The 4,800-nt window shown below is 69.2% G+C and carries 5 protein-coding genes and 1 pseudogene; 1 reads left to right on the top strand and 5 read right to left on the bottom strand.

The genetic code is table 11. The annotated features are described in order from the left end of the window. A pseudogene (gene mutL / locus AC27IQ_RS18925) lies at positions 1-1,259 on the bottom strand (DNA mismatch repair endonuclease MutL); the annotation flags it as partial. Between the two features lie 82 nt (positions 1,260-1,341). On the opposite strand from mutL, the gene AC27IQ_RS18920 reads away from it, so the two are divergent. Continuing rightward, positions 1,342-1,986, top strand: coding sequence for a DedA family protein (locus tag AC27IQ_RS18920; protein WP_272568021.1), 645 nt, complete (start codon positions 1,342-1,344; stop codon positions 1,984-1,986). A 54-nt stretch (positions 1,987-2,040) separates the two neighbouring features. Here AC27IQ_RS18920 and AC27IQ_RS18915 read toward each other — a convergent pair whose 3' ends face one another. From AC27IQ_RS18915 to AC27IQ_RS18900, 4 genes are all read right to left on the bottom strand, one after another. Further along, entirely contained in the window at positions 2,041-3,018 is a 978-nt protein-coding gene (locus AC27IQ_RS18915; protein ID WP_487090391.1) for an alpha/beta fold hydrolase, read from the bottom strand. 220 nt (positions 3,019-3,238) lie between these two features. Beyond that, entirely contained in the window at positions 3,239-3,466 is a 228-nt protein-coding gene (locus tag AC27IQ_RS18910) for a glycine zipper domain-containing protein (RefSeq protein ID WP_272551696.1), read from the bottom strand. A gap of 179 nt (positions 3,467-3,645) precedes the next feature. Then, the gene (locus AC27IQ_RS18905) at positions 3,646-3,978 is read right to left on the bottom strand and encodes a cupin domain-containing protein (RefSeq protein ID WP_284430122.1); all 333 of its coding nucleotides are present in this window, start codon (positions 3,976-3,978) and stop codon (positions 3,646-3,648) included. Between the two features lie 48 nt (positions 3,979-4,026). Further along, positions 4,027-4,800: N-acetylmuramoyl-L-alanine amidase (locus tag AC27IQ_RS18900; RefSeq protein WP_487090390.1), on the bottom strand; the 774-nt coding region annotated here is incomplete at its 5' end.

The raw sequence follows: 4,800 nt of genomic DNA, 5'->3' as shown, positions 1-4,800 counted from the left end.
CTCCTGCACGCTGGCCGGGAAGGCGCCGTCTTGTGCGCCGACGCCGGGCCCCTTCGGCGATCCCCACAGCGCCTGCAGGTCGGTCACCCGGTGGTCGACCACGGGCTCGTCGAACCGGATCGCCGCCTGGGCCTTCCAGCCGGGCGCCATCCCGGGAGCGGGCGCCTGCGCGGCCGCCCTGGCGCCGTCTCGGTGGCGCCGCTCGCGGCGAGTGCCTGGGCACGGGGCACGGCCAGGGCGTTCTCCACCGCATGGCGCACGGCCTGGTGAACCTCGCGGCTGTCTCGGAAGCGCACCTCGATCTTGGTGGGGTGCACGTTCACATCCACCCGCAGCGGGTCGATGGCCACGTACAGCGCATACACGGGCTGCTTCTGCCCGTGCAGCACGTCCTCGTAGGCGGCGCGCGCGGCGTGCGTGAGCACCTTGTCTCGCACGAAGCGGCCGTTCACGTAGCAGAACTGCTGGTCGGCGCGCGAGCGGGCCGCATCCGGCAGGCCGGCGCGGCCGGTCACCGTGATGGCGCCGTGGCGGTGGCGCACGGCGACCGATTCCGCGAGGAAGTCGTCTCCCAGCACGTCGGCCAGCCGCCGGTCGAGCGCCTGCTGCAGCGCGCCATCGGACGCGTCGCCAGCGGCCAGGGTGGCGCGCCACTGCTCGACCAGCTTGCCTTCGTGCCAGATGGCGAAGCCCACATCGGGACGGGCGAGCGCGTGGCGGCGCACGGCCTCGATGCAGTGGGCCAGTTCGGTCGCGTCGGTCTTGAGGAATTTGCGCCGCGCTGGTGTGGCGAAGAACAGTTCCTTCACTTCCACCGTCGTGCCCTGACTGCGTGCGGCGGGCCGCAGCTCGCCGCTGCGCGCATCCAGCAGGAAAGCGCTGGCCTGCTCCGCGGTGCGCGACAGCAGGGCCATTTCCGACACTGAAGCGATGGCGGCGAGGGCCTCGCCGCGAAAGCCCATGGTGGCCACGGATTCGAGGTCGTGCAGATTGGTGATCTTGCTGGTGGCGTGGCGCCGCAGGGCGATCGGCAGTTCTTCCTGGGGGATGCCGCTGCCGTCGTCTTCCACCGAAATCAGCCGCACGCCGCCGGCCAGCAGGCGCACGGCGATCTGGGTGGCTCCGGAGTCGAGCGCGTTGTCCACCAGTTCGCGCACGGCGGACGCGGGCCGTTCGACCACCTCGCCGGCCGCGATCTGGCTGATGAGTTCGTCGGGCAGGTCGCGGATCGGTCGGCGCAGGGTGGGCTCTGTGGTCATTGCCCGGCATTCTAGGCAGTGCGGTTAGAGTACGCGCCGCATTGGCAATCCCGCCATCCCACTTTCCTCAGAAGGTCCGCCCTTGGAAATCATCCAGTTCCTGATCGACTTCATCCTGCACGTGGACAAGCACCTGGCGGCCTTCGTCAGCGCCTACGGCCCGTGGGTGTACGCGTTGCTGTTCCTCATCGTCTTCGTCGAGACGGGTGTGGTGGTGATGCCGTTCCTGCCCGGCGATTCGCTGCTGTTCATCGTTGGTGCGCTGTGCGGTGCGGGGCTCATGAACTTTCCGCTGGCCTGCGCTGTGCTGATCGCGGCCGCCATCCTTGGGGACCAGTGCAACTACACCATCGGGCGCTATTTCGGGCCCAAGGTGTTCCAGTGGCCCGATTCGCGCTGGTTCAACCGGCGCGCGTTCCAGCAGGCGCACGACTTCTACGAACGCTACGGCGGCGTCACCATCGTGTTGGCGCGCTTCATGCCCTTCATCCGCACCTTCGCGCCCTTCGTGGCCGGCGTGGCCGAAATGGGCCGGGCGAAGTTCACGGCGTTCAACGTGGGCGGTGCGCTGCTGTGGGTGCTGGGCATCTGCACGGCGGGCTACTTCTTCGGCAACTTCCCGTGGGTGCAGGCCAATCTGGACAAGATCATCTGGGCGCTGATCCTGGTGCCGGGCCTGATCGCGCTCTACGGCGGCTGGCGCGCCGGCCGCCAGAAAACGGCCTGAGTGGGAGCCGGGGGCACCGCGCCCCGTCCTCCGGTTGCCCGAGCGAATGCGCTGTCAGCGCATCGTGCGGTCCAGCCACTGCAGCAGCTGGCGGGTGACGAACTCCGGGTTGTCCAGGTTCGAGATGTGGCCGGCCTCGGGGATGACCACGGCATCGCAGCCGATCACCTCGGCCATGGCGTGCATCTCGTGCGGCGGGCGGGGAATGTCCTCGTCGCCGCACATGAGCAGCGTGGCCTGGGGGCGGAGCGCCGCCAGCCGGTCCATCGCATCGGCGCGGCCGAAGATGATGCGGCCCAGCGGCACCACCGATTGGCGCAATCGATCGGGCGCCATCGCCGCCAGGCTGCGGCCAAACGCTGCGGGGCGGGGGCTCGAGGGATCGGTGCCGGGCCGAAAGAAGATCGGCACGATGGCATCCACCAGCGGCTGGGTGATCTGCCCGCCGGCCTCGATCGCATCGAGCAGGCCGAAGTAGCGCAGGCGCGTGGCCTCGGGCTCGGCCCCGAGGTAGGTATCCATCATCACGAGGCTGCGAACCCGCTCCGGCGCCTTCAGCGCCAGCTCCGCACCCCACATGCCGCCGACCGAGAGGCCGACCACGGCACATTCGCGGACATGCAGGGCGTCGAGCAGTTCCAGCATCTGCGCCGCCAGGCCTTTCAAGTCCCGCGTGTCGGCAGGCAGCGGCCCCGACGCGCCGTGGCCCCACAGGTCGGGGGCAATGACCCGGAAGTGGCGCGACAACGCCTGGATCTGGGGCGCCCACATCGAAGAATCCCACAGGTAGCTGTGCCCGAGCAGCACGACCGGGCCCTGGCCACGATCCTGGTAGTGCAGGTGGCAGCCTTGCGATGTGGTGAATCGCTTCTTGGCTGCAGCGCTCGCCACATCCGCTGTGCCGTTCGCCAGGGCACTGCCCGACGCGATGGCGGCGGGTATGGCCATGAGTTGCAGCGCGGCACGGCGGCGGCTCAGTGCAGGCTCGGGTGAAAGAGGTTCATTGGCGGGGGCCAGGGGCGACGGGCGCATGGAGTGATTCTGCAGAGTGGAACAAGCCAAGAATGTTAGCCGCACCCACGCGCTTTAAATGTACTAAACCGTATCGGTTAGTGGAGGGACGCTTTTATCGTTTTGCACCGGTGCTGGTGGGAGGCGCCAATTGGCATCCACGCAAAAACGCCCGCAGGGCACTGGGGTCCTGCAGGCGTTTTGTGATCGGAAGGATGGGAGTTAAACCATCCCCGTGAGATCAGCGGCGGCGTTGATCGCGGTCTTCGCCGAGTTCGTGGCCGACCAGCGCGCCGGCACCGGCACCGATCACGGTCGCGGTGGTGCCACCGACGGCACTGCCCAGCACGCCGCCGGCCACGGCGCCTACGCCGGTACCGATCTGTGCATTGGTGGGGTTGGAAGAGCAGCCGACGAGGCCGAGTGCGGCTGCGACAGCGGCGGCGGAAACGAGATGGCGGTAGTTCATGACTTGGCTCCTGGTATCTGTGAGGGCATGGGATCCGGACAGGGCAGCGATCCGTTCAAACCGCTGCATTTGCCTGTCCCAACCCATGCCTGCACTATCGCCCCGGCACCGCGCCTGCGGTGTAGGCAGGCGAGGCCGCCTGCTGTAGGAGGTGCCCCACCTGACCGCGGCGCTGCCGATCAGCCCGGGGCCAGGCAGATGGTCACGAGAAGCGAGGCATCGCTCACCGCGCGCAGCGAATGCGCGGCGCGGGGCTGCAGGTGCACGAAGTCGCCCGGGCGCAGCAGGCGCGCCCCGCCGGCGGTGTGGAACTCCGCCTCGCCCTCCAGGCACTGCACGGTGATCTCGCCGGGCGTGTCGTGCTGGCGCAAATCCTTGCCGGCCGGCAGCACGACGCGGATCACCTCCAGCTGGGCGGCCTTGATGATGGCGGTGGTGGCGGCGCCCGCCAGCCGGTCGCCCAGCGGGCTCAGGCTGACGACTTCTCCGGAACGTGCGTGGTGCAGGGCCATGGGGTTCTCCTCGTGGTTTCAGGTCACGCTCGCAGGCCCGCCGAGCCGTCAGACGGACCGGCTGCGTGCCAGCGGCGGGTTTTTGGCGAAGTATCGCGTGATCCCTCGCATCAGCGCGTCGGCCAATTGCTGCTGGTAGGCGGCGGTGCGCAGCTTGGCCTCTTCCTCGGGGTTGCTGATGAAGGCGGTTTCCACGAGCACGCTCGGAATGTCCGGCGCCTTGAGCACGGCAAAGCCTGCCTGCTCCACGCGCGGCTTGTGCAGTTTGGCCATGCTGCCGATCTCGCCCAGCAGCACGCTGCCGAGCTTCAGGCTGTCGTTGATCTGCGCCGTGGTGCTCATGTCCAGCAGGGCGCTTTGCACGTGCCGGTCCTGCACGCGGACGTTCAGGCCGCCGATGAGGTCGGACTGGTTTTCCTTGTTGGCCAGCCAGCGCGCGGCCGAGCTGGAGGCGCCGCCCTGGCTCAGCGCGAACACACTGGCGCCGCGCGCCGCGGGCGTGGTGAAGGCGTCGGCGTGGATGCTCACGAACAGGTCGGCCTGCACGCGCCGGGCCTTGTCCACCCGCACGCCCAGCGGCACGAAATAGTCGGCGTCGCGGGTCAGGAAGGCCCGCATCGGGTTGCCGCCGACCGTGGTGGCGTTGATGCGGTCGCGCAGCAGGTGCGCCACCTTGAGCACGATGTCCTTCTCGCGCGTGCCGCCGGGGCCGGTGGCGCCGGGGTCTTCGCCGCCATGGCCGGGGTCCAGCGCCACGATGATGAGCCGGTCGGTCGCCTTCGCGATGGCGGGCGCGGCCGGTGCCGGCGACGGCGCGTGCGG

The organism is Acidovorax sp. KPB24-07 (assembly GCF_057543315.1).
Note: the sequence above shows the minus strand (reverse complement) of the source record. Positions and strands in the feature narration are given on the sequence as shown.